General features: G+C 62.6%; 21 protein-coding genes. 15 read left to right on the plus strand and 6 right to left on the minus strand.

Annotation, left to right across the window (positions count from 1 at the left end; genetic code table 11):
- The first annotated feature begins 66 nt into the window (after window positions 1-66).
- The 3 genes from ACWHY3_RS04955 to ACWHY3_RS04965 are packed head-to-tail and all read left to right on the plus strand — an operon-like array spanning window position 67 to window position 2,881.
- Entirely contained in the window at window positions 67-1,200 is a 1,134-nt protein-coding gene (locus tag ACWHY3_RS04955) for an ABC transporter ATP-binding protein (protein WP_087719229.1), read from the plus strand.
- A complete protein-coding gene (locus ACWHY3_RS04960) occupies window positions 1,181-2,068 on the plus strand; it encodes an ABC transporter permease (RefSeq protein ID WP_087719230.1) in 888 nt (295 codons plus the stop codon). Before ACWHY3_RS04955 ends, ACWHY3_RS04960 begins: the two co-directional genes overlap by 20 nt.
- A 12-nt stretch (window positions 2,069-2,080) precedes the next feature.
- Window positions 2,081-2,881 (plus strand): ABC transporter permease, encoded by an 801-nt coding sequence (locus ACWHY3_RS04965; RefSeq protein WP_087719231.1) that lies wholly within the window; start codon window positions 2,081-2,083, stop codon window positions 2,879-2,881.
- Between the two features lie 25 nt (window positions 2,882-2,906).
- On the opposite strand, the gene plsB is transcribed toward ACWHY3_RS04965, so the two are convergent.
- Window positions 2,907-5,327 carry a glycerol-3-phosphate 1-O-acyltransferase PlsB gene (plsB, locus tag ACWHY3_RS04970; protein ID WP_448127719.1) on the minus strand — a complete coding sequence of 807 codons (2,421 nt, stop codon included), beginning with the start codon at window positions 5,325-5,327 and terminating at the stop codon, window positions 2,907-2,909.
- A 176-nt stretch (window positions 5,328-5,503) separates the two neighbouring features.
- Here plsB and ACWHY3_RS04975 point away from each other — a divergent pair, with 176 nt between their 5' ends.
- Entirely contained in the window at window positions 5,504-6,631 is a 1,128-nt protein-coding gene (locus ACWHY3_RS04975; RefSeq protein WP_332778623.1) for a phospholipase D-like domain-containing protein, read from the plus strand.
- Window positions 6,632-6,658: 27 nt separating this feature from the next.
- Here ACWHY3_RS04975 and ACWHY3_RS04980 read toward each other — a convergent pair whose 3' ends face one another.
- Window positions 6,659-7,336: a YecA/YgfB family protein gene (locus ACWHY3_RS04980; protein WP_332778622.1), complete on the minus strand. Its 678-nt coding sequence runs from the start codon at window positions 7,334-7,336 to the stop codon at window positions 6,659-6,661.
- Window positions 7,337-7,495: 159 nt separating this feature from the next.
- On the opposite strand from ACWHY3_RS04980, the gene ACWHY3_RS04985 reads away from it, so the two are divergent.
- The 3 genes from ACWHY3_RS04985 to ACWHY3_RS04995 all read left to right on the plus strand — a co-directional run bounded on the left by ACWHY3_RS04985 (window position 7,496) and on the right by ACWHY3_RS04995 (window position 11,406).
- Window positions 7,496-8,071: a SprT family zinc-dependent metalloprotease gene (locus tag ACWHY3_RS04985; protein WP_448128142.1), complete on the plus strand. Its 576-nt coding sequence runs from the start codon at window positions 7,496-7,498 to the stop codon at window positions 8,069-8,071.
- 328 nt (window positions 8,072-8,399) lie between these two features.
- Window positions 8,400-10,352 (plus strand): acetate--CoA ligase, encoded by a 1,953-nt coding sequence (acs, locus tag ACWHY3_RS04990; RefSeq protein ID WP_448127720.1) that lies wholly within the window; start codon window positions 8,400-8,402, stop codon window positions 10,350-10,352.
- Between the two features lie 388 nt (window positions 10,353-10,740).
- Entirely contained in the window at window positions 10,741-11,406 is a 666-nt protein-coding gene (locus ACWHY3_RS04995; protein ID WP_087719235.1) for a response regulator, read from the plus strand.
- A 172-nt stretch (window positions 11,407-11,578) separates the two neighbouring features.
- Here the strand turns inward: ACWHY3_RS04995 and ACWHY3_RS05000 are convergent, their stop codons facing one another.
- Together ACWHY3_RS05000 and ACWHY3_RS05005 are read right to left on the minus strand one after the other, a co-directional pair.
- The gene (locus ACWHY3_RS05000; RefSeq protein ID WP_087719236.1) at window positions 11,579-12,217 is read right to left on the minus strand and encodes a hypothetical protein; all 639 of its coding nucleotides are present in this window, start codon (window positions 12,215-12,217) and stop codon (window positions 11,579-11,581) included.
- A gap of 90 nt (window positions 12,218-12,307) precedes the next feature.
- Window positions 12,308-12,772: a GlcG/HbpS family heme-binding protein gene (locus tag ACWHY3_RS05005; protein WP_071232581.1), complete on the minus strand. Its 465-nt coding sequence runs from the start codon at window positions 12,770-12,772 to the stop codon at window positions 12,308-12,310.
- Between the two features lie 101 nt (window positions 12,773-12,873).
- On the opposite strand from ACWHY3_RS05005, the gene ACWHY3_RS05010 reads away from it, so the two are divergent.
- From ACWHY3_RS05010 to ACWHY3_RS05035, 6 genes are all read left to right on the plus strand, one after another.
- Window positions 12,874-13,557 (plus strand): GntR family transcriptional regulator, encoded by a 684-nt coding sequence (locus tag ACWHY3_RS05010; protein WP_448127721.1) that lies wholly within the window; start codon window positions 12,874-12,876, stop codon window positions 13,555-13,557.
- 474 nt (window positions 13,558-14,031) lie between these two features.
- Entirely contained in the window at window positions 14,032-15,012 is a 981-nt protein-coding gene (locus ACWHY3_RS05015) for a TRAP transporter substrate-binding protein (protein WP_087719239.1), read from the plus strand.
- Between the two features lie 60 nt (window positions 15,013-15,072).
- Window positions 15,073-15,636, plus strand: a complete 564-nt coding sequence (locus ACWHY3_RS05020; RefSeq protein WP_256961233.1) for a TRAP transporter small permease — start codon at window positions 15,073-15,075, stop codon at window positions 15,634-15,636.
- Window positions 15,633-16,919, plus strand: a complete 1,287-nt coding sequence (locus ACWHY3_RS05025) for a TRAP transporter large permease (RefSeq protein ID WP_179208890.1) — start codon at window positions 15,633-15,635, stop codon at window positions 16,917-16,919. Before ACWHY3_RS05020 ends, ACWHY3_RS05025 begins: the two co-directional genes overlap by 4 nt.
- Before the next feature lie 42 nt (window positions 16,920-16,961).
- Window positions 16,962-17,750, plus strand: a complete 789-nt coding sequence (locus tag ACWHY3_RS05030) for an enoyl-CoA hydratase/isomerase family protein (RefSeq protein ID WP_087719240.1) — start codon at window positions 16,962-16,964, stop codon at window positions 17,748-17,750.
- 392 nt (window positions 17,751-18,142) lie between these two features.
- A complete protein-coding gene (locus ACWHY3_RS05035) occupies window positions 18,143-19,330 on the plus strand; it encodes a CaiB/BaiF CoA transferase family protein (RefSeq protein WP_110631396.1) in 1,188 nt (395 codons plus the stop codon).
- A 41-nt stretch (window positions 19,331-19,371) separates the two neighbouring features.
- Here ACWHY3_RS05035 and ACWHY3_RS05040 read toward each other — a convergent pair whose 3' ends face one another.
- The gene (locus ACWHY3_RS05040) at window positions 19,372-20,319 is read right to left on the minus strand and encodes a LysR substrate-binding domain-containing protein (protein WP_448127722.1); all 948 of its coding nucleotides are present in this window, start codon (window positions 20,317-20,319) and stop codon (window positions 19,372-19,374) included.
- 141 nt (window positions 20,320-20,460) lie between these two features.
- Between ACWHY3_RS05040 and ACWHY3_RS05045 the strand changes: the two genes are divergently transcribed.
- On the plus strand, window positions 20,461-21,840 hold the full coding sequence (locus ACWHY3_RS05045; protein ID WP_448127723.1) for an L-serine ammonia-lyase: 1,380 nt from the start codon (window positions 20,461-20,463) through the stop codon (window positions 21,838-21,840).
- Window positions 21,841-21,989: 149 nt separating this feature from the next.
- Window positions 21,990-22,724 carry a Crp/Fnr family transcriptional regulator gene (locus tag ACWHY3_RS05050; RefSeq protein ID WP_087719244.1) on the plus strand — a complete coding sequence of 245 codons (735 nt, stop codon included), beginning with the start codon at window positions 21,990-21,992 and terminating at the stop codon, window positions 22,722-22,724.
- 115 nt (window positions 22,725-22,839) lie between these two features.
- Here the strand turns inward: ACWHY3_RS05050 and ACWHY3_RS05055 are convergent, their stop codons facing one another.
- Window positions 22,840-23,763, minus strand: a complete 924-nt coding sequence (locus ACWHY3_RS05055) for a LysR family transcriptional regulator (RefSeq protein WP_448127724.1) — start codon at window positions 23,761-23,763, stop codon at window positions 22,840-22,842.
- Between the last annotated feature and the right edge of the window lie 23 nt (window positions 23,764-23,786).

A 23,786-nucleotide genomic window follows, 5' to 3' on the forward strand; every position in this document is an offset into this window, starting at 1 on the left:
AGACGACACGGGGAATCGTCGAGATACCATGGAATTACGGTAACGATATCATTCCAAGAGGACGTCATGGACGGTCGCGTATCCCTGCGCCAGGTCGCCATGCGATTTGGCGATTTCACGGCGATTCAGCCGACTTCGCTGGAGATCGAGTCGGGCGAGTTCTTCAGCTTTCTCGGCCCCTCCGGCTGCGGCAAGACCACGTTGCTGAACATGATCAGCGGGTTTCTCACGCCCAGCGAAGGCAGCGTCGCCATCGGCGGCACGGATATGACCCGGGTGCCGGTCAATCGCCGCCCGACGGCGATGATCTTCCAGAATCTGGCGCTCTTTCCGCTGATGAGCGTTTACCAGAACATCGAGTTCGGCCTGGAGGTGCGGGGCATCGACCGTCAGGCGCGTCGCCGGCGAGCGGATGAACTGCTCGAGCTGGTGGCGTTGGGCGGCAGCGGAGACAAGCCGGTCGCCGATCTTTCCGGTGGCCAGAAGCAGCGAATCGCGATCGCTCGGGCCCTGGCCGTCGAGCCCAGGGTGTTGCTGCTGGACGAGCCGCTGTCGGCGCTGGATCTCAAGCTGCGCCAGCATATGCGCACCGAGCTCAAGGCGATTCAGCGCAAGACCGGCATCACCTTCATCTACATCACGCACGATCAGGGCGAGGCGTTGACCATGTCCGATCGGGTCGCCGTGATGTCGGAAGGGCGCATCCAGCAGGTCGCCGACCCGATGACGCTGTATCGCCAGCCGAAGACCGACTTCGTGGCGAATTTCGTGGGTGAGAACAACCGGTTCCCGGGCCGTGTCGTGGCCCGGGAGGGCGGAATGGCGACCCTGGATGTCGGGCTGCCGGCACCGTTGACAGGCCACGCCATGGACCCGGTCGAACCGGGAGACGAGGCGACGCTCTATGTCCGTCCCGAGCAGTGGCGCGTGGGGCCCGCCGACGATCGGCGCCTGCCGCTCGGCGGGGTGATCCGGACCGAGCACTTCGAAGGGGCGTGGCTGACGCTGGAAATCGCGCTGGAGCAGGGGCCGATGATCCGGGCCCATCTGCCGCACGCAGCGGCAGGGGAACTCGAAGGCCAGTTCGCCGTCGGTAGCGCTTGCCGGCTGGACTATGCGCCGAATCAGGCGGTGGTGCTGGCGGGTGCCGAAGCGGGTCAGCCGAGCGAGGAGGCCATCGATGTGGCAGCAACTGCGTAATCGCTTCGGCGTTCCGTTGACCATGGCCATCGTGGCGCTGCTGGGGATCTGGCTGATCGTGATGGTGCTGTTGCCGCAATGGCAGATGATCGACTACTCGTTTCATCCCTCGCTGCTGCCGGCCGAACGCGGCGGCGAGAAGGATGTCTGGTCGCTGACCAACTACGCCACCTTCTTCAACAACGACATCCACCTCGCGATCTTCTTCAAGACGATCTGGTCGAGTGTTCTCGTCACCGTGCTGACGCTGATCGTCAGCTACCCGCTGGCCTATTATCTCGCCAAGGTCGCGACACCGGGGCAGGCGGCCCTGTGTCTGCTTTTGTTGATCATCCCGTTCTGGATCAACGAGATTCTTCGCACTTTCGCCTGGTACATCATCTTCGCCTTTCGCGGCCCGCTCAACGAGCTGCTGTTCGCGCTGGGCCTGATCGACCGGCCGATCCGCTTTCTGAATGGCGATATCGGCGTGCTGGTGGGCATGGTCTATGCCTACATCCTGTTCATGGTCTTTCCCCTCTATAACGCCATCGAAAGCCTGGATTCCAACCAGATTCGCGCCGCGCGGGATCTGGGCGCAGGCTGGGGCCGCACCCATCGGCGTATCGTGATTCCCCATGCCAAGCCGGGCATCGCCACGGGCTGCATCATGACGTTCATGCTGGCGGCCGGCAGTTATGCGGTACCGGCGCTGCTGGGTTCGCCGGGCAGCCGCTGGTTCACGCAGATCATCTACAACTGGTTCTTCGAAGGCGGGGACTGGAATCAGGGAGCCGCCTATGCCTTCCTGCTGCTGGTGCTGTGTATCGTCTTCGTCACCGTCATCATGCGGATTTTCAAGGTCGGGCTCGGCGACATTGCCAAATAGGGAAAGCGCTTCATGAGTTCATCGCGATTCTTCTCCTGGGCGCTCAAGGCCTATCTGCTGGTTTTCTTCGTCTACCTGTTCCTGCCGCTGGTGATCATGGCGGCGGCGACGTTCAATGAAAGCCGCTTCCCGACCGTCACGCCCTGGACCGGCACCACGCTGCAGTGGTTTTCGGCGCTGTGGGCCGATGGCGGGATGTGGAGCTCGCTGGCCAACAGCCTGCTGGTGGCCGTCGGCGTGCTGTGCCTGGCGCTGCCCATCGGCGTGGCGAGCGCGCTGTTCCTGACCACGGTCGAGGGACGCGGCAAGTCCTTCATCTACGCGCTGATCCTGTCGCCGCTGCTGACGCCGGGGGTGATCATCGGCATCTCGACGCTGATCTTCTGGCGGAACTGGGGCGTGAACGGGGGAATCGTCTTGACGATCATCGCCCAGAGCGCCTTTATCGCCGCCTACGTCATGCTGATGGTGGCGGCTCGGCTCCAGCGCTTCGATCGCACGCTGGAACGCGCGGCCCTGGATCTCGGCGCCAGCCAGTGGCAGATGTTCCGCCGGATCCTGCTGCCGTATCTCAAGCCGGCCATTCTGTCGGCGGCGGTGCTCGCGTTCCTGCAATCGCTGGAGAACTACAACACCACGCTGTTCGTCGCCGGCTACGACACGACGCTGACGATCTATATCGCCTCCAAGGTTCGCACGGGACTGACACCGGCGGTGAACGCGTTGGCGCTGCTGATGATCCTCTTCACGGTGGGGATGGCGGTGATCTACGAACTCAAGCGCCGGCGCGAGGCCGCGCGGCGCCTGGTCTGACAGGCCGTCGAAGGAGAAGCGAGGCCTACTGGCGCGTCAACCGCACCAGGCGGTGGCGCAGCTCCGGGTCGAACAGCGCCCGGCTGCGCCGCTGCAGGCGCGGCAGCGATTCTTCGTAGAACAGATGCTCGTTCTCGACGCGTAGCCAGCCTTGCTGTTCGAGCGTGTCCAGCAATCCGCTGAACAGCCGCTTGTCGAAGAACTCCGGGGCGTTGAGTCCGGCCAGCAGGGTCAGGCGCTCGGCCAGTTGGCGGCTATGTTCTTCCAGCACTTCCCGGGTCAGCTCGCCACTGGGATAGCGCAGCAGCGATGCCAGCAGCAGATAGGCGCGCTCCAGCGTGGGCTGCACCGGTTGCCCCAGCAGTCGCAGGTGTTCGCTGGATTCGAGATGCCCGGGCTGCCGGCGCCAGCCGTTGTCGGTGGCTTGCAGCAGGCCTTCTTCCGTCAATACGGCGAGGGTATCCGCCAGGCGCTGTCGTGGATCGTCCGGTGGCGCGAAATAGAGCTCCTGCGCCAGCAGCGGCCAGGCCGGCGTCAGCAGCGCGTCGAGATCGTCGAGCGTGAAGGCGGCGTTGTTGCGAAAGGCGAATGCCACCAGCCCGAGATGCATGAACAGATGGAGCACGTTGTTGCGGTACCAGGTCAGCAACGTCGCCTGCTCCGGGCGCGCGGTGATCAGTTCGCCGAGCGCCTGGGGCTGTCGCGTGACGAAGCCCAGATTCACGGCGTGATCGATCCACTCCGCCGGTTCTCCCGTCGGCAGCCGGCAGCGCCGACTGCCGGGCAGATGCTTCTGGAGCCTGACCAACAGGCCAATATGGTGTGCCAGCAGGTCGGATTCGATGGTGTGATGCGGCGTCGCCAGCAGCGTCATCGCTACCAGCGAGACGGCATTCAGGCTGGCGGCGTCGTTGATTCGGCGAGCCAGCGTTTCCCCCAGCAGCGGAACGGCCCGGTTCAGCCACGCCGGGCGTGTCGAAGCGGGCTCGCCTTGCCAGTCCGGCACCGTATCGTTCAGGAAGCTGGCCAGCGATAGTGGCTCACCCACGCTGACGGTGACGCGGCCGTGAGGCTCGCGGAGATGCTTGAGCACGCGCAGCAGATCCAGCGGAGACTCCTTCTTCTTCCTGCCGCCGCGGAGCTCGTGTAGATAGCTGCCGCTCTCCAGCACGCGTTCGTAGCCGACGTAGACCGGCACGAAGGCGACATCCCGGATCGCGTCCCGCGCGAACGAGCGCAGCGTCATCGCCAGCATGCCGGGGCGGGGCGATAGCATCCGTCCGGTCCGAGAGCGCCCGCCTTCGATGAAGTATTCCACCGGGTGGCCTCTCGCGATCAGACGATGCAGGTACTCGTTGAAGACGGTGGCGTAGAGGCGGTTGTCCTTGAAGCTGCGGCGCATGAAAAATGCGCCGCCGCGCCGCATCAGCGTGCCGATCACCGGCATGTCGAGGTTGCGTCCCGCAGCGATGTGCGGCGGCATCAGGCCTTCCCGGTAGAGCACGTAGGAGAGCAGCAGGTAGTCGATGTGGCTGCGGTGGCAGGGGACGTAGATCAGCGTGCGCTCGCCGGCGATCGCCTTGACCGCGTCCAGCCCGTGAACATCGACGCCATCGTAGAGACGGTTCCACAGCCGCTTGAGCATTTCATAGAAAAAGCGCAGTACCGGGTACGACATGTTGGAGGCGATTTCGCGGGCGTAACGCTCGGCGCGCCGGCGCTCGCGTGCCGGTGTGCTGCGATTGGCCTCGGCCGCCTCGAGCACGGCGGCACGCACCGGCTGGCTGTCCACCACGCCTCGCACCAGCGTGCGATGATGCGAGATGTCCGGCCCCAGCACCCGGGCGCGAATGCGGCGGAAGTGAACGCGCAGCACCCGGGCGACCTTGCGCTGGGTCAAGGTGACGGCGGGATCGTCGATCAGCGGCCGCAGCCGGATCGGCTCGCCGAAGTGCGCCTCCAGATGGCGGCCGTTGACGATTACCGAGAGCAGCCGGCGCAGACGCCCGCTCCAGGCCCAGTCATCCGCGGCCAGCATCTTCCAGAAGCCGAAGTCCTTGCCTGGGGCGCGGCTCCAGAACACGCTGACCGGCACCAACTGCGCGTCCAGCTCGGGGTCGGCCTCGAGCGCGTCCAGCAGCTGCTGCAGGTGTGCCGAATGCTGGCCCCGGATCTTGCCGCGACTGCCCCGCAGGCGCGGCAGGGCGAAGCAGGCCGGCAGCCCGCCGTGACCGAAGGGATGCCATTCGCCGGCGTCGGGGAGGTCGAGATCGCGGCTCAGGCGTTCGACGGCGAGCTCGTCGGTCATCGAGGGGCGAGCGATGACATAGAATGTCGGCAGCGTGGAATCGAGCCGAAAGGGCTCCGGCTCGACGAGGCGAAAGGCCAGCCAGCGATCGAGCACGCGACCGACCAGACGGTGCCACAGTCGTTGAAGTTCAGTCACGGTCGTTGATGTCCCATAGTCGTTGAAGCCCCAGGAGCGCTGGCATCCAGGCAATTTTCCCTGCAAATTCCCGAGTATAGCGACAAGCCCAGCCGACAGCGATGACCCGGAACGGTCGCTTTCCTTGGCGCCGCAAACGTGCGTCAATCGGGAGCGACCAAGGAGGCAGGTAGTTAATGCAAGCGACATGGAAGGACGGTAACCGTTTCGAGCTGTTGCCGGAGGGCAAGCGTTTCTGGCCTGCCATGAGAGAGGCCATCGAAGGCGCCCGGCACTATTTGTGGATCGAGCTCTATCTGATGGAGTCGGGCTCGCTGGCCGAGCATTTCATCGACGCGCTGACGTCGGCGGCAGCGCGTGGGGTCGAGGTCAAGCTGATGCTCGATGGCGTCGGCAGCATGGGGCTGTCGCATGGCGATCGGCGGCGACTGCGGGACGGCGGCGTCGAGCTGCGGTTCTTCAACCCGCTGGCGGTGACGCGGCTGGGCGGCAACCTGATGCGCGATCATCGCAAGCTCGTCGTCGTCGATGGCGTCACGGCCTTTACCGGCGGCTTCGGCATCGTCGACGAGTTCATCGATGCCTGGTACGAGGTCGCGGTGCGTATTCAGGGGCCGGTGGTCGAGGACTGGATGCAGCTGTTCGCCCACGTCTGGGATTCTCCGCTGACGCGCGGTGATGGCACGCGAACGCGTCTGACGCGGTCGCTTCACGGGGCATCGGTGCCGGCACCCTTTGCCGGCGGCATGCGGGGTCGGGCCATCTGGGGGCGGGGACATCGCTATCAGGCGATTCGTCTCTCGCTGCAGGGGCGCATCGGCACGGCTCGCCGCAGGCTCTGGCTGTGCACGCCCTACTTCGTGCCGACGCTCAGCCTGCGTCGGGCGTTGGCTCGCGCCGCCCGCCGCGGCATCGACGTGCGCCTGTTGCTGGCCGGTGGCGGGCACCATGACCACCCCGGCGTGCGCTACGCCGGGCAGCGGTTTTATCGCCGGCTGCTCAAGGCGGGGGTCAGGATCTACGAATTCCAGCCCAATTTCATTCATGCCAAGTTCAGCGTCGTCGACGACTGGGTATCGCTGGGGTCGTGCAACTTCGATCACTGGAGCCTGCAGTGGAATCTCGAAGCCAACCAGGAGGTCGATGACGCCGAATTCGCGGCCGAAGTCGCCCGGCTGTTCGAACGCAACTTCGCCGCCAGCGAGCATATCGATGCCGAAAGCTGGGCCCGGCGCTCGTGGGGGCAGCGGGCGAGAGAGTGGCTGTTCGGCACGCTCAACGCCTGGGTGACACGGCTCAAGTAGCGGCGGGATCCGGCGCTGATTCAGACCCTAGCGCTTGCGGCCACGCTTGCGCCCACCGGATGTTCTGGCGGCGCTCTTTCCTTTGCCTTTGGGCGGCTCCGGCGGCACCCGGAAATGCAGGTAGAGATCCAGCGTCAACTCCGGAAGCTGGCCCGCCAGGGCGGCAAACTGTGCGTCCTCGGTGACCATCTCCGCGATCTCCGGCTCGTCGTCGAACAGGCCGGACAGCGCCATGAATGGCAGCAGCAGGGCGGCCACATGCGATTCATCCTGGGAGAACCAGGCCGCCTCGTCGAGAAAGACGCCTTGCATGAATCCGGCGCACCAGTCCTCGATGGCGGCGGCCATCTCTCCCGCTTCATCCAGCTCGGCATCGAAGGGCAACTCGACCCAGTGGCCGCGCTCCAGGATGCTGGCGGCGTTGGCCTTGAGCGCTTCCAGCAGGCCGAGAATCTCGTCGCGCTCGGCGGTATCGTCGAAAGGAGGCTCTCCCTCGAAAAGCTCGGCGATCCACTGCTCTGGGGAGATATCCCGAGGCGAGACGGCAAGCGCCACCAGATAGCCGTGGGCGCTGATGACATCCGGCGCCTCTTCGCCGAGACGTTCGGCGTTCAGGTAGTCGTCGAGGCGCGCCAGCGCGTCGTCATCCAGCGGCGGTTGGCTCTCGACGGCATCGTCCGGTCGTTCAGACGAGAGTTCAGGCATGGGGCGCTCCGGATCAAGGCGAAGATAATGAATATGTGGCCGATACGAACCTGTAATCGATACGAACGTGCGGCCGATACGAACGTGTGACCCACAGGAATCCATGGCAAGGATCGGCGGGCTGGACGCCCGTCCGTGTCGTCGGCATTCTATCATCCCATGATCGATCTGCGTTCTTCCCCCGTTTCCCCCGCCCTCGGCGAAAGTGACGCCCAGGCGCTGGAGGCGCTCGACGAGTCGTCGCTGGAAAGCCAGCTGCTGCTGCGGGCCGATGCTGCCTGGCGGCTCGCCTGTGAAGTGCACCCGGCATTACCCCGGCCCAGGATCTGGTTCGATCTGCGGGGCCGGAGCGCCGGGCAGGCGCATTACCAGCGTGGCGGACTGCGCTTCAACCGAACGCTGCTGCACGAGAACCGGCAGGCTTTCATGGACGAGATCGTGCCCCACGAGATGGCACACTGGCTGGTCTTTCATCTGGAGGAAGGGCCGAAAGCCCGACCCCATGGGCGCGAGTGGCAGACGGTCATGCGAAAGCTCTATGGTCTGAAGCCGGCCGTCACGCATCGCTTCGATGTCGCCCGTGCCAGCCCGGCGCCTTATCTCTATCGCTGCAGCTGCGAGACGCTGCATCGCTTCACCGGGCGGCGCCATTCCCAGGCCTCGAAGGGGACTCGGTATCGCTGCCGTCACTGTCGAGCGACGCTGACCTTTGCCTACCGGGAGACGCCGGAATAGCTGATAGATTTCATCGAAGTCTCTTTTCTCTATTTCTCTTTTCCCACTCGAACCTCACCAGGGCTGGCGACGTTTCAGCGCGAGCCGCGGCCGTGCGTGAAGCGTCGACGGGCCTCGCTTTTCGGCGACCCTGTCGTCGTCGGATCGAGCCTGATTGGCACGATTGCGACAGGCGAACGACACTGGTTGATACGAAGGTCTAATAGGGGGTGCCCGGTGCCGCCGTTATATGCTGACCCACTCGAGCGTCGATGGTCTATCGCATTGAGCCAGTTGGGCTTTCACCGTCGACGGATACGAACACAGTCATCAACAGGGAGACTGGAGCATGAGCGAACAGCAGCGCGTATATCCTGTCGATAAGCGCTTGGCAGCCGATGCCTGGATCGATCGCGATCGTTACGAGACGCTCTATCGCCAGTCTGTCGAAGATCCCGAAGGCTTCTGGCGCGAGCAGGCCGAAAGCCTGAGCTGGAGCAAGAAGCCGGTCACGATCAAGAACACCTCGTTCGCTTCCGACAATGTCGATATCCGCTGGTTCGAGGATGGCGAACTCAACGTCGCCCACAACTGCCTGGACCGTCATCTGGAAACCCGGGGCGATCAGCCGGCCATCATCTGGGAAGGCGACGATCCCGCCGATCACAAGACCATTACCTACCGCGAGCTGCATCAGCGCGTCTCGCAGCTCGCCAACGGCCTCAAGTCCCTGGGAGTCGGCAAGGGCGACACGGTCACGCTCTACATGCCGATGGTGCCGGAAGCGGCCATGGCGATGCTGGCATGCGCGCGCATCGGTGCGGTGCATTCGGTGGTGTTCGGCGGCTTCTCGCCGGATGCCCTGGCGGGGCGTATCGTCGATTCCCGATCCCGCGTCGTCATCACGGCCGACGAGTCGGTACGTGGCGGCAAGCAGGTGCCGCTCAAGGACAACGTCGATGCGGCGCTGACCCGGGAGGGCACCGACGTGGTCGAGTCCGTGCTGGTGGTCAAGCGCACCGGTGGCGACATCGAGTGGCATGAAGGCCGGGATCGCTGGTTCGATGAGGTCGTCGACCCGCAGTCCACCGACTGCCCCGCCGAGACGATGAACGCCGAAGATCCGCTGTTCATTCTGTATACCTCCGGGTCGACGGGGACACCGAAAGGGCTGAAGCACACCTCCGGTGGCTATCTGCTCTATGCTGCGCTGACCCATCGCCTGGTCTTCGATTATCACGATGGCGAAGTCTACTGGTGTGCCGCCGATGTAGGCTGGATTACCGGGCACAGCTATATCGTCTACGGGCCGCTGGCCAACGGCGCCACCACGCTGATGTTCGAAGGCGTGCCGACCTACCCCAGCCATGGCCGCATGGGGCAGGTCGTCGACAAGCACAACGTCTCGATTCTCTATACCTCGCCGACGGCCATCCGCTCGCTGATGGCGCATGGCGAGCACATCATGGACGACAGCACGCGCAGCTCGTTGCGCGTTCTCGGCTCGGTGGGGGAGCCGATCAACCCGGAGGCGTGGGATTGGTTCTACCGCGTCGTCGGCAATTCCCGCTGCCCGATCGTGGATACCTGGTGGCAGACGGAAACCGGCGGACACATGATCACGCCGCTCCCCGGCGCCACCGATCTCAAGCCGGGCTGCGCCACCAAGCCGTTCTTCGGCGTTCAACCGGCGCTGCTGGACAACGATGGCAAGCGACTGGAAGGCGCGACCGAGGGGAATCTTGTCATCCTCGACTCCTGGCCAGGGCAGGCGCGCTCGATCTGGAACAATCACGAGCGCTTCGTTCAGACCTACTTTTCCACCTACGAAGGGGTCTACTTCACCGGAGATGGCTGTCGTCGCGATGCCGATGGGGATTACTGGATCACCGGGCGTATCGATGATGTGCTGAATGTGTCCGGACACCGGATGGGAACGGCGGAAATCGAGTCGTCCCTGGTCGCTCATCAATCCGTGGCCGAAGCGGCTGTCGTCGGCTATCCGCATGATATAAAAGGTCAGGGGATTTATGTCTATGTCACGCTCAACGATGACGTCGAACCCAGCGAGGAGTTGAAGCAGGAACTCAAGCAGTGGGTGCGCAAGGATATCGGCCCGATCGCCACGCCTGATGTGATCCAATGGGCGCCGGGACTCCCGAAAACTCGCTCCGGCAAGATCATGCGCCGTATCCTGCGCAAGATTGCTGCCAATGAATGCGATGGGCTAGGTGATACCTCGACACTCGCCGATCCTGGCGTCGTGGAGGATCTGATCGAAAATCGCCATGTGCGCTCCTGATTCGTCATTTCGAGTTTTGAAATGGGCTTTTGGGTCAATCATCATGGTGACGGCTATATAACTAGTTAATTTGAGTGACCGCTACTCATATCGACTGATGATTGTCGTTCGATCGTCTTGAAAGAGGCTTTCCTCCCGGTACTTTTCGTGCCACTCCAAAGGGAGGGAAGCACGCCAGCTTTCCGAGACGATCGAACTTTTTTTATGTATTTGCGGCGTATTTACCCTTTGGTTATCCCTGGATTTTTTTCCCAATGATTTGATACTTGGGATTCCACGAGTGCATGGGGTAACATGCCGTTAATCAATAGTTGAACCATCTTTGTCTAGGTGGCGATAGTGGACCGACTATCTCGCCACATATCTCGACAGCGCCGGAGGAGAATCAATGGCTTTTGCCCAGAAATTCATCGTTGCCGATGACCACCCACTCTTCCGGGCGGCGCTCAATCAGGCATTGCGACAGGTGTCGCCGCAAGCAGAAATCGTCGAGGCGGACACCATGGAGGCGACGACGGAAGTCGTCACTCGACACCCCGATGCCGATTTGATCCTGCTCGATCTGCACATGCCTGGCGCTCACGGTTTCTCGGGGCTTATCCAGCTTCGCGGACAGATGCCGGATATTCCGGTGACGGTGGTATCCGGTAGTGAAGAGGTGGACGTGGTCCGCCGTGCCATCGATTACGGCGCTTCGGGTTTCATTCCCAAGTCTGCTTCTCTCGACACCATCGCCGAAGCGATCGGTGAAGTGCTCAAGGGTGAAGTCTGGTTGCCGCCTTATCTGGCGGATGCCATGGGCGAGGGCAGTCCGGAGGATGCCCGTTTCGCGGAAGCGATCGCCTCATTGACGCCACAGCAATTTCGCGTACTCAACATGTTGACGGAAGGGCTTCTCAACAAGCAGATCGCCTATGAACTCAATGTGTCGGAAGCCACCATCAAAGCTCACGTGACGGCCATACTACGCAAGCTAGGGGTTCACTCGCGTACGCAGGCCGTCATCGCTGCTCAGAAGTTGGAGATCGAACCGCCCAAGGTGACCAACGACTGATCGTTTCGGATATCCGGGTGTCGGTAGCCGCCGTTTCTCATTGTAGAATCGGCGGCTTTCTCGTTTCAGCGAGACTGAACTCGACAAGGGAGCAGGAGGGCCTTGAAGATAGTCGCAGCAGCAAGGCTACTGTCTTGTGCTACGTGGCGGTCTTAAGAGACATGGTAGAAGGTTAAGTCGGGGTAGAGGGCTTTTCGTTGCGAAGTCGCCTGGCCAAAAGCAGCAGCTCCACGCTAGCGAAAAACAGCAGGCTGTAGCCGGCCAGTTCCGTGATCTCTTCCGCTGCGTCCTTGACGATTCGCAGGTAGTGTTCGCCCATCAGGGCTTGCCACAATTCACTGCGCCCGTAGAGGCGCGAGAACACGTAGGTCGTGAGAAAGCCGCCCGCGAACAGTCCGAATCCCAGGCTGTTGGCAATCAGCGAGAACTCTTCGAGAAAGCCGCGCCGTGCGCGTATCACCAGCGTCAGGGTTGGTAGTGCCAGGAGTACCGCCAGGCATTGCCAGGCGCCATCGAAGACGTAGGCATCCAGCCATTGGTCGTTCTCCCGCACGAAGGATATCGCGAAAAATGCGGCCATCAGCAGGCTGACGCTGCGCAGGACTCTGTAACGCAGACGAATGACCAGCATCAGAACCGTACAAAGCAGCAGCAGCGCAGCCTGGGTGAGTTCCGTCAGCGAAGTCTCGCTGAAATCGGGGGCGCCCGCATGTCTGGCGTCCACCGTCATCACTATCTGCATGAGCCCGGCCAGGATCAGGACGTAGATGCCGGCCCTCAAGGCGATTGCGCGAAAGGAGAGAGTAGGCATGATCCATTCCTGCGCAGCATGATAGCTGGCTAAGAATATCAGCCTTAATGTTCTTAAGAAACGCTGTTTCGTAAAAGATTTAAGATTTTCTTAATTTTCCGGCGCAAGACCGGCCTTCAAGCTGGCCGCTTCGATTCCGGCAATCGCCGCTCGCTCATCGTTGTCGGAACTGTCACCGCTGACACCGACGGCACCGATGACGCGCTCCTGCTCATCGAGAATCAGCACGCCGCCGGCCACGGGGATGAACTCGCCCTGGGACGCCGAGGCGACCGCCGACAGGAATGCCGGCCGTGCCTGATTCCGTTCACCGATCGTGCCGCTGGACAAGCCGTAGCCCAGGGCGGCCTTGGCTTTGCCATGCGAGACGGCCAACCGTAAAGTGGCGCAGCCATCGGCTCTGTCGCTGCTTATCGGATACCCGCTGGTATCCATGACCGTCACGGTGATGGGGTTCATCGCCTGCGCTACCGCATGGGCCATGGCGGCCTCGATGATGGTGCGGGCTTGCTTCAGCGACAATGTCTGGTGAGTGAGATAGACGTTACGAGCCATTTTGATCTCCATTCTCTATTCTGTATTCATAATTCATTTCCGGTGGCGTCATCCATGCGCCATTGGGAGAATGGCAACATCGAACCTGTTATGAGTGCTCCATGAACAAGATTCAGCAAAACACCCTGTACGGCGAGGCAGCCGCCCGCATCCGGGACATGATCAACGATGGAACCCTGCTTCCCGGTACCCGGATTCCGGAAAAACAACTATGCGAGCAGTTCGGGGTTTCTCGAACGCCGCTTCGCGAAGCGCTCAAGGTACTGGCGTCCGAGGGGATGGTCGAACTCCTGCCCAACCGGGGAGCGCGTGTCGTGCGGTTGACGCGCCAGATGCTGGAGGAGACCTACAGCGTGATGGGCGCGCTGGAAGGGCTGTCCGGCGAGCTGGCGTGTCGCTATATTACCGAAGAGGAGGTCGCCGACATCCAGGCGCTGCACTATCAGATGATGGCGCACTACAAGCGCAAGGAGATTCGGCCTTACTTCGAACTCAACCACCGCATTCACGATGCCATCATGCTGGCAGCCCGCAACGAGGTACTGCGGGAGACCCACAGCAGCTTGAACTACCGCATTCAGCGGGTGCGCTATTCCAGCATGATCGATGAGTACTGGGACCAGGCCGTGGCCGATCATGAAGCCATGATCGAATGCCTGCTGGCCCGGGACGGAGAGCGACTCGGTAGCATACTGCGAGAGCATCTGCGCCATAAGTTGGTCGTGGCGGCCGCGAGCGGGGTGATCGATGATGACCCGGGCGTCGCCCGGAGCCGTAGTTCGTAAGACCGAGCTGGGACAGAACGACACCCTTTTAATCTGGTGGCGGAAGGGGATTGCATCCCGCTTTCCGCTTTCCGCTTTCCGCTTTCCGCTTTCCGCTTTCCGCTTTCCGCTTTCCGCTTTCCGCTTTCCGCTTTCCGCTTTCCGCTTTCCGCTTTCCGCTTTCCGCTTTCCGCTTTCCGCTTTCCGCTTTCCGCTTTCCGCTTTCCGCTTTCCGCTTTCCGCTCGGAATTTCTCCTGTTTCTGCCTCCTGCTGCGCCGTTCTGAGCGTTGCGGGATTTTCCCGGTTTCAACTTTCCGTCAATAGACAAATGTCGGGTTGGGCAATAATGAATTATGAATTCATAATTCGCTGGCAAGATCTCCAAGGTGCTCGCACTGCGGGGTATCGACCGGGGGGCGTCGCGGGATCCTCGTTGACCATCTCCGATCCATCGTTCAGGCGAGCCAATATAAAAAGACAGAAGGACGCCAGTGATGAAAAGTCTCAAAGCAGGCCTGTTGGCGCTCGCGCTAATGGCCGGTGCCAGCCACGCCAATGCCCAGGAAGTTCAGGTCAAGTTCGCGCACGTCGGCGAGCCGGATTCGCTGTTCGCCGATGTGTCCCAGGAATTCGCCAAACGCGCCAACGAAAAGCTGGCGGGTGAAGCCAAGGTGGTCGTCTACGGCTCGAGCCAGTTGGGGGGCGACTCGGAGCTGCTGAAGAAGCTCAAGCTGGGCACGGTCGATCTGGCGCTACCCTCGACCGTCATGAGTAGCGTCGCGCCCCAGTTCGCGCTGTTCGAGATGCCTTACCTCATCGCGGATCGTGACCATATGGCCAAGGTGCGCGACGAAGTCGTGAGACCTCAGCTCTATCCCGTCGCCGCAAGCCGGGGCTATCACATCATCGGCGTGTGGGAGAACGGCTTCCGCCAGATCACCAACAACGTCCATCCGATCAATACGCCTGCCGATCTTTCCGGGATCAAGCTGCGGGTGCCGCAGGGCGTCTGGCGTGTCGAGATGTTCAAGAGCTACGGCGCGAACCCTTCGCCCATGGCGCTCTCCGAGGTGTTCGTTGCCCTGCAGACAGGGGCGATGGATGGCCAGGAGAACCCGCTGGTCCAGACCTACGCCTCGCGTCTGCAGGAGGTGCAGGAATATCTCTCGCTGTCGGATCACATCTACACCCCGGCCTTCGTGACGGCAGGCATGAGCTGGAACCGACTGCCCGAGCACGTGCGCGAGGTGCTCCAGCAGACGGCCATGGAGATGGAGTCCTACGCGCTGGAGCAGGGCGCGAAGCTCGACGAGGAGACGCTGGTCAAGATGCGTGACGCCGGTCTGCAGATCAACAAGGTCGATCGTCAGGCTTTCATCGATGCCTCCCAGCCGGTCTACGACAAGTTCATCAAGGACGTCGACGGTGGCCAGGAGATGCTCGACAAGGTGCGTGAACTGCAACCCGCCAGTTAACCCGCGCGTCCGGTCGTGCCGAGTCACGGCGCGACCGGGCCGTGGACGAAGGAGCCGCCTGTGAAAACTCTGAATACGCTGCGCGATGGCTTCAGCCGACTGCTCGAGATCATCGTGGTCGTCAACATGCTGGTGCTGGCGGGGATCGTGATCGTCGGCTTCCTCTCGCGCCTGGTGGGGTCGCCCTTTACCTGGTACGACGAGGCGGCCTCGATCAGCCTGGCCTGGCTGACCTACTACGGTGCTGCCCTGGCTGCCGCCAAGGGGGCACACATCGCCTGTCCCAGTATCGTCAATGCGTTTCCGCCGAGCGTGCGTCTGCCGATCGCGCTGCTGGGCGAGGCCGTGGCGATCGCTTTCTTCGTCCTGCTGACGGTGACCGGCTGGCAAGTCGTCCAGATTCTTGCCGGGTCGACCATGATCAGCCTGACCACCGTCTCGCTGCAATTCACGCAGTCGGCGCTGCCGATTGCCTCGGTGCTGTTCATCATCGCCGAGTTGCTGCGGTTGCCGGAGGTGATTCGGCAGGCGAGGGGAGACGGCTTCGTCGACCACGAGCTCGAGGAGGTAGGTCTCGGCTCGAACATGGCCAGTCAGTCCGATGCAGGGAGTGCGACACGATGATTCTGGCACTGATGTTCGTAGGACTATTGCTGTTGATCGTGCTCAACGTACCGATCGCCATCGCGCTGGGCCTGGTCGGCGCCGTCGCCGTCTACTCCAGCTACGGCGTCTATGCGTTGCCCAATATCGGCCTGACCATGTTCGAGGGCGCGACCAACTTTCCGCTGATCGCCATCCCGTTGTTCATTCTGGCCGGGGCGATCATGAACGCCTCTAGCATTTCGCGGCGTCTGATCGACTTCGCCGCTTCGCTGGTCGGCTTCGTCAAGGGCGGCCTGGCGATGGTGACCATCGGCTCATCGATCTTCTTCGCCGAGATCTCTGGCTCTGCCGTGGCCGGCGTCTCCGCGCTGGGCAGCCTGCTGATTCCCGCGATGAAGAACCGCGGCTACTCGAAGGAGTTCGCTGCGGCGATCTCTTCGTCCGCTGCCAGCCTGGCGATCATCCTGCCGCCATCGATCCCGATGATCCTGTACGCGGTCATGTCGGGAGAGTCGGTGGTCAAGATGTTCGTCGCGGGCATCTTCCCGGGTCTGCTGGGCGCCCTGGGCCTGGCCGTGGTCTGCTACTTCCTGGCACGCAAGCACAACTTTCCTTCCGAAGGGCGTTTTCAGGCCAGCCGAGTCTGGAAGTCGTTCAAGGAGGCGATCTGGGCGCTGATGATTCCGGTGATCATTCTCGGCGGCATCTTCGGCGGCATCGTCACCGCCACCGAAGGCGCGGCGCTGGCCGTCGTGGTCGCGATCTTCATCAGCGCCGTGATCTACCGCGAGTTCTCGCTCAAGACGCTGTGGAAATCCTGCCTGGATGCCGGCATCCAGACCGCGGTGGTGATGCTGCTGGTCGCCAGCTCCGCGCTGGTGGGGCTCTATCTCACCGAGTCCCAATTGCCGCAGCAACTGGCCAATTCGATCAGCGGGCTGACCGACAACAAGTACGTCATTCTGGCGCTGCTCAATGTCATCTTCCTGATCCTGGGGGTGTTCCTGCACTCGGCGGCGGCAATCATCCTGGTGGTGCCGATCGTGCTGCCGTTGATCATCAGTGTGGGGATCGATCCTCTACATTTCGGCCTGATCGTCACGCTCAACCTGGCCATCGGCCAGCAGACGCCGCCCGTGGCGAGCGTGTTGATCGCCTCGTGCTCGATCGCCAAGGCAGACATCTGGCGTACGACGCGAACCAACCTCTGGTTCCTGGGGGTGCTGTTCGTCGTGCTGCTGTTCAACACCTACGTGCCCGACTTCGCGCTACTGCTCGTGAATCTGATCTACGGCACCTGATACCGGAAACCGGCCAGGCATCGACCCAGGAGAACCGACACCATGACCCAGGATGACGAAATTCGCTGCTACCAGCGTGGCGCTATCGGCTGGATCCGCTTCAATCGCCCCGAGGCTCGCAATGCCATGACCTGGCACATGTACGAGTCCATGATCCGGGCCTGCCAGCAATTCGACGAGGATGAAACGGTCGCGCTGATCGCCTTTCGCGGCGAGGGCGGCGAAGCGTTCGTCGCGGGCACCGATATCAAGCAGTTCGTCGATTTCCGCGAGCGCGGCGACGGCATCGACTATGAACGCCGGATCGATGCCGTGATCGGCGGGATCGAGCGATTGGAGACGCCGACGGTCGCGCTGATCGACGGCTACTGCGTCGGTGGGGGCGCTGCCATCGCGATGGCCTGCGACTTCCGATACGCCAACGCCAATTTCAAGTTCGGCATCCCCATCGCCAGGACGCTGGGTAACTGCATGTCGATCACCAATGTCGCGCGGCTGGTCGATCTGATCGGGATCGCGCGCACCAAGCGCGTGCTGATGCTGGCGAAGATGATCGGGGCGGAGGAGGCGCTGTCCGTCGGCCTGATCGACGAGATCGTCGACAGCGAAGCCCTCGACGAGACAGCGGCGAAGCTCGCCGAGAAGCTGGCCGGGCATGCGCCGCTGACGATGCGCGCGGCCAAGGCCTGCATCAACCGCATTCTGGATCGGCGCCGCCCCGGCCATGATGCTGCCGATGACCTGATCGCGCTGTGCTACACCAGCGAAGATTTCCAGGGCGCCGTCAGGCGATTCGTCGACAAGACCCCGTACACCTGGCAGGGCCGCTAGGGTCTGTTGACGTTTCAGCGCGAACCGCGTTGCTGCGCCAAATGGCGCCAGGCCAGGCGCGGGATGCAGAGAAGGGTGGTTCCCTTTTCCAATCCCGCAACGCCGCATGGCGCCATTTGGCGCGCAACCCGAAGGGCCGGGCCAGTTTTTGCACGGTGCTGCGTTATTCGTCGTTCATTTGGAATGACCAAACTACGCTCCTCACGCCTTGCCCCGCACAAAAACTGGCTCCGGCGCGGCCGTGCATGAAACGTCAACAGACCCTAGCCGCCAACCGGCGCCGCCTCGCTCCCATCGGTGACTGGCGTGGACTCGCTGTCGAGTTCACGGCGGGGGCGTGCGTCGATCAATCGCTCTATTCGCCGTTTCGAAGACAGGCAAGGAGAATCGCCATGTTACCGCTGGAAGGCATGAAGGTACTCGATATCTCGCAGATCATGGCCGGGCCATACTGCACCATGGTGCTGGGAGACATGGGCGCCGACGTGATCAAGGTCGAGAAGACCCAGGGCGGCGACGACAGCCGTCAGATGGGGCCATACGTCAACGACGAGTCCACCTGCTTCGCGCAGATCAACCGCAACAAGCGCAGCATCTCGCTCAATCTCAAGGAGCCCGACGGGCTGGCGCTCTTCTATGAACTGGCGCGGGAAGCGGATGTGGTGGTCGAGAACTATCGGCCCGGCGTTACCCAGTCGTTGAAGATCGACTACGAGACGCTCAAGGGCATCAATCCCGGCCTGGTCTACTGCTCGATTTCCGGCTACGGCCAGACGGGGCCGTATCGGCGCAAGGGCGGATTCGATCTGGTCGCCCAGGGCATGACCGGCTTGATGTCGATGACCGGCGAGCCCGGCCGGCGGCCGTTGAAGACCGGCGTGGCGGTCTACGATATCGGCGCCGGGATCACCGCGATCTACTCGATACTGGCGGCCTACATTCACAAGCAGAAGACGGGGGAGGGGCAACTGGTGGACGTGGCGATCGCCGAGTGCGGCCTGCCCTGGTTCACCTGGGAAGCGGCGGCCTACTTCGCCGAAGGGCGCGTCCCGCAGCCGACCGGATGGCGGCACCGAGTCTCCGCGCCTTACCAGGCGGTCAAGGTTCGCGACGGCTACATGATGCTGGGATGCGCCAACCAGCGCACCTGGGAGCGGTTCTGCAACGACGTGCTGCAACGGCCTGATCTGACCGCCGATCCTCGCTTCGTCACCAATAGCGACCGGGGAAAGAACGTCGATGCGCTGGAGGCGCTGCTGGAAGAGTTGATGTGCACGGCAGACCGCCAGCACTGGCTGGCGCTGTGCGATGAAGCCGGCGTACCGGCCGGGCCGATCAACGACTTCGCCCAGGCGATGGACGATCCGCACTACCGGGAGCGGGGCATGGTGCAGGAGTTGGACCACCCGGTGATCGGGCGCATGCAGACCATCGGCTTCGCCAGCAAACTATCCCAGACGCCGTCTCAAATTCGCCGGCCGGCGCCGGTCTTTGCCCAGCATACCGACGAGGTGCTGGCGACGCTGGGCGTCGAGGGAGAGCGTCTGGCGGCGCTGCGCGAGCGCGGGGTCGTGCGCTAGACGCTTTTCAGATAGCTCTCAGGCCTTGCCCGCAGATTGACTCATTCTGCGGAGTCTACAAGCGGGGCGGTCTCCACGGATCGCCGCGCTTCCTCCTCCAGCCAGTCGTGAACCGCTCGTACGCGGCGGTCGTCCAGCGCCCCTTGCTGATAGACCAGGCCGTAGCGCTTGCCGGTCGCCACCGAGCCGGCGAACGGCGCGATCAGGCGCCCACTGGCCAGCTCGTCGCCGATCAGCGTCCGGCGCGCGATCGCCACGCCCATGCCGGCGATCGCCGCCTCCACCGTCAGCTGGTTGCGGTTGAACGTGTAGCCTCGGCGTACGTTGACCTGTTCACCGCCAATCGCCCGCAGATAGTGCTCCCACTCCGCATAATCGTGACTGCCTCGCCAGGCCGTGACGTCGTGCAGCAGCGGATAGTAGCCCAGCGCCTCGGGGGTGGTGAGCGGCGGGCGCCGCCTGAGCAGTTGCGGCGAGCAGACGGCGAAGATCTTCTCGTCGATCAACGGCGTGGTCTGGAGGCCCGGATAGTGGCCGTCGTTGAGATCGATGGCCAGATCGTAGCCGCCGTCGAGCAACGAGAGATTGCTGTCTTCCGCCGTGACGTGCAGCTCGATATCGGGGAAGCGGGCCTGCAGCCGCGGCAGTCTCGGCATCAGCCACTTGGCCAGAAACGACGGCAGGCAGCGTAGCCTGAGCACGCCGCTCATGACGCCACCGCGCAGGCGATCGACCTCCAGCCCGACGGCATCGTAAGCCTGGGCGACGACCCGGGCCAGCCGTTCCCCTTCTTCCGTCAGCGCCAGCTGGCGCGGCAGACGCCTGAACAGGCGAAACCCGAGCCGCTCTTCCAGCTGCTTGATCTGCTGGCTGACGGCGCCGGTAGTGACATGAAGCTCTTCCGCTGCCCGGGTGAACGACAGGTGGCGGGCGCTGACGGCGAAGACCTTCAGCCAGGCGTGGGTCTGGGCATTGAGTGATTGGATCATGGTTTAGCCAGGCTATAGGTTTTGGCAGTTTTTATCGATTGTTTCTGAGATAACCGGCGAACAGACTGAAGTCAAACTACACCATGCGCCATGTCCCGGAACGACGGATGCTGGCGCCCGAGCGACATCGGAGGTAGCCGCATGACATTCAGCGTGTTCGACCTGTTCAAGATCGGTATCGGGCCTTCCAGTTCGCATACGGTCGGACCGATGCAGGCTGCCCATGATTTCGTCGCGGCCCTGCGCGAACGCGAGCTGCTGCACGCGGTGACGCGGGTATCGGTCACGCTCTACGGCTCGCTATCGGCCACCGGCAAGGGGCACAACACCGATAGCGCGGTGATAGGGGGGCTCATGGGGGAGCGCCCGTTGACCGTCGATCCCGACGACCTGGCGCTCAAGCTGGCAGCAATGGCGCGGGACGGAGAGCTGAAGCTGGCTGGCGTGCACGCGGTGGCATTCGATGCGGCGCGGGACATCGAATGGTGCGACGAGATTCTCGATTACCACACCAACGCCTTGCGCCTGGTCGCCTCCGACGATCATGGGGTCATCTACGACAATACGTATTACTCGGTCGGCGGCGGTTTCGTCGTCGATGCCGAGCAGGCGGCGCAGGGCGATGCCGTCACCTCCACGGTGAAGGTGCCATACCCGTTCAAGAATGCCGTCGAGCTGCTCGATATTTGCCATCGTCAGGGGCTTTCCATCAGTGACGTGATGCTAGCCAACGAGCAGGTCTGGCGCAGCGAGTCGGAGATCCGCGATGGGCTCTGGCAGATCTGGCTGGCGATGAAGGCGTGTGTCGATAGCGGGCTGGATCAGCAGGGCGTGCTGCCCGGCGGGCTGAACGTGAGGCGTCGCGCTCCGGCACTGCATCGGCGTCTCATGGCGCTGAACAACGAGAAGAGCCTGATCGCCAGTACCTTCTCGGCGATGGACTGGGTCAACCTGTTCGCGCTGGCGGTCAACGAGGAGAACGCCGCCGGGCGCCGGATGGTCACCGCGCCGACCAACGGGGCCGCGGGGATCGTGCCTGCCGTGCTGCACTACTACATGAAATTCCAGCCGGATGCCTGCGAGCGGGATGTCGTTCGTTTTCTGCTGACTGCTGGCGCGATCGGCATTCTGTGCAAGACCAACGCCTCGATCTCCGGAGCGGAAGTGGGCTGTCAAGGCGAGGTCGGCTCGGCCTGTGCGATGGCCGCCGCCGGGCTGGCGGAGCTGATGGGAGGCTCCCCGGCCCAGGTCGAAAACGCCGCCGAAATCGGGCTCGAACACAATCTGGGGCTTACCTGTGATCCCATCGCCGGTCTGGTCCAGGTGCCCTGTATCGAACGCAACGCGATTGCGGCAGTCAAGGCCATCAACGCCGCGCAGATGGCGCTTTGCGGCGACGGCGAGCATTTCGTCTCTCTCGACAAGGTCATTCGGACCATGCGCGAGACCGGGCGCGACATGCAGGACAAATACAAGGAGACCTCCCGCGGCGGACTGGCGGTGAACATCATCGAATGTTGAGTATTCAACCTTGAAAATAGCGGTAGCGTCCCGATTCTTGTGCTTAAGTCGTGAACCCTGACGCGGGATAACGACAATCCTGGCTGGCTATGCCAATATCGATTTCCGTAATCTGGCGATCGCTAAAAGCATGAACAAGGGCAAGGGTAATGAGCCAAGACAGTTGTATCGTCCGTCATTTCAGACATTACGGTGAGCTTTCCAAAAACGATGAAGCGTTGTTGGTCGAGCTCGAGCAGAGCCCGACCGAGGTCAAGGCCGACGAGATTCTGTGGCAGGAGGGAGATCCGGCGCGCGAGTTCTGTACGCTCAGCAAGGGATGGGCCTACTCCTTTCGCCACATGGAAGATGGTTCTCGGCAGATTCTCGAGATCTATCTGCCCGGCGATATCATCGGACTGCGGGAATTCGCCTTCAAGGAGCGCCTGACCGGCGTCGCCATGCTCGAGGATGGCGTCGTGTGTCACTTTCCTCATCGACGTCTGATCAACGTCTTCCGCGAATCGCTGATGCTTTCGACCATCTTCTTTGCCATCTCGTCGCATCAGCAGGCTCTGTTGACCGAACGTCTCGTCAACCTCGCCCGACGCAGCGCGCGTCAGCGTCTGGCACACCTGATCTACGAAATGTACGTGCGCCTGGACCGCACCAAGGCACGCCAGGGCAACAGCATTCGTCTACCGCTGTCCCAACAGCATCTCGGCGATGCGCTGGGGCTGTCGTCGGTACACGTGAGCCGGACGCTGACCGCCTTTCGCGAGGAAGGGCTGTTGCTGCGTTCGCGCCAGCGTATCGAGCTGCCCGATCCCGAGGCGCTGGCGCGGGAGGCAGAATTCGGCGACGCCTATCTCAACGATGGCATCGATCACTTCTTCAACCATTGATTTACCTTGCCTGCCACCGACCTGCTTTACCCCTGATCTCATTCTCTAGCGCTGGGCCTCTGACGTCTTGGACGATGGCGTCACTAGCGTCACTGGCGTCACTGATGAGGGCGTCTCAGCGGCCGTGACGTCCGGTATCGGGCGAGTCGCGGCCGTCTGCGGCAATCGCCTCGGGCAGCCTCGCCGACAGGAAATCGACCAGCAAACGAATCTTGGAAGAGAGCTGGCGGTGGCGTGGGTAAACCGCCCAGACCGCGGTATCGGTAAACTGGTAGCGATCGAGCACGGCCATCAGCCTGCCTTGCTTGATCGCCGTCTCGACGTAGTAATCCGGCAACTGAGCCAGCCCGACCCCCTTGCAGGCCGCATCCAGCAGCGCCGGCCCGGAATTGCCGCGCCAATTCCCCGACACTCGGATCTCGCGGCGTTGGCCGTCGACCCGGAACAGCCAGCTATCCCGCGATCCGACCAGACAGTTGTGGTGGGCGAGCTCGGAAAGGCTGTGCGGTGTCGGCCGTCGCTGGAAGTAGTCGGGCGCGCCGACGACGTACTCGCGGCGCTGGCAGAGCCGTCTGGCCAGCAGGCTCGAATCCTTGAGCACGCCCATGCGGATGGCGACATCGAAGCCTTCGTCGATCAGCTCGACGGTACGGTTGGTGAAGTGCAGGCGTACATCGAGTTGCGGATAGCGACAGTGGAAATCGTTGACCAGCGGCGCGATGTAGCGCTCGCCGAAGGTGGTCGCACAGCTGATGGCGAGTCTTCCCTGGGGCTGGGACTGCAGCTCGTTGAGCGCGGCCTCGGCCTCGGCGAAGCCATCGAGCAGCGACCGGCAGTGCTCGTAGTAGATCGCACCGCCATCGGTCAGCCGAATCTGGCGGGTCGTCCGATAGAGTAGTGGCGTTCCCAGCGACTGCTCCAGTTGACTGACCAGCCGACTGACGTGGGAATTGGAAACCTTCAGCGACTGGGCGGCGCGAGAGAACGTACCCAGACGCACCACGGCGACGAAAGCCTCGATACCCTCCCAGCGCGACATGGCGACTCCTTCCGACTGTTACG

The sequence above is a fragment of the Salinicola sp. NYA28a genome (genome assembly GCF_976982775.1).